We start from the raw sequence: 1,077 nt of genomic DNA, 5'->3' as shown, positions 1-1,077 counted from the left end.
TGTCACATCCCGGACGATCATAAGGCGCCCGATGAAAGAGATGAGGATGCGAAGCGTACCATGCTTTCATGGCCTGCAAGGGCGTTTGGCTCTTGAGTGCTGACTGGGGCAGTTGATGGTTATACAGGCGCACATAGCGCAGCAGCGTCTGCTCCATGTCCTCCCCGCTGCGAAAGCGGTTGGTCTTGAGCACGTCGGCGATGCGCCCATTGAAGCGCTCGACCATGCCGTTGGTCTGGGGCGTCCTGGGCTTGGTCAGACGGTGCTCGATATCCAAGGCTTGACACAGTTGATCAAACTCATGCGTGCCACTGGGCTTGCGCTGGGCGCCGCCAAACAGACGGTCAGTGAACTCTTTTCCGTTGTCGGTCAACAACTTCTGGATCTTGATCGGGCAAGCCTTGTGCAGCGCCCGCAGAAAGCTCGAAGCGCTGCGCGCGCTCTTGTTGGTTTTGATCTGCACAAAGACCCAGCGCGTGGCCCGGTCTATGGCCACAAACAGGTAGCTGCGCCGGGTCTGGTCAGCCATCTGGGGCAGGTACTTGAGGTCCATGTGCAGGTAGCCCGGCTCATAGGCTTTGAAGGCCTTGTGGGGCGTAGGAGCGGTAGCGGGCTTGAGGGCGTTGAGGTTGCCCACACCATGGCGGCGCAGGCAGCGATCCAGCCCAGAGCGCGAGGCCTTGCGGCAGAGGAACTCGCGCACCACCGAGAGCAGGTCATCCAGCGGCAGCAACAGAGTTTTGCGCAGATGCACGGCGATGATCTCTTGCTGCGCTGTCAGGGTGGTCTGCAAGCGGTGCGCCGTGTGGGACTTGTCGGTAAAGACGTCGCGCCGCTTCCACTTGTAGACGGTGCACAGGCTCAAGTTGTAGCGCTCGGCCAGCACGCTGGCGGGCTCGCTGCTGGCGGCAATCTCGGCCCGGATGGCCGGTGTGGTGCGGGCGCATTTGTGCAGCGAAATGTTCATGTCGAAGGACTCCTGGATGACTCGAGTTGCTCAATCAACCCCGCCATGACCGCTCTGGCCATGAACAAAGGAGAGCGCCTTGAGTCTATATGATCATCCGGGATGCGACA

Annotated in this window: 1 protein-coding gene; it reads right to left on the bottom strand. The window is 60.5% G+C overall.

The window, feature by feature from the left end; translation table 11 throughout:
- Window positions 1-967 (bottom strand): IS481 family transposase (locus SRAH_RS11680; protein ID WP_029463512.1); only part of this gene is annotated, 967 nt, incomplete at its 3' end.
- Between the last annotated feature and the right edge of the window lie 110 nt (window positions 968-1,077).

The organism is Serpentinimonas barnesii, assembly GCF_000696225.1.
Taxonomy (GTDB): domain Bacteria; phylum Pseudomonadota; class Gammaproteobacteria; order Burkholderiales; family Burkholderiaceae_C; genus Serpentinimonas; species Serpentinimonas barnesii.
The sequence above is the reverse complement of the archived record's forward strand: the minus strand, read 5'-3'. Positions and strand labels throughout refer to the sequence as shown.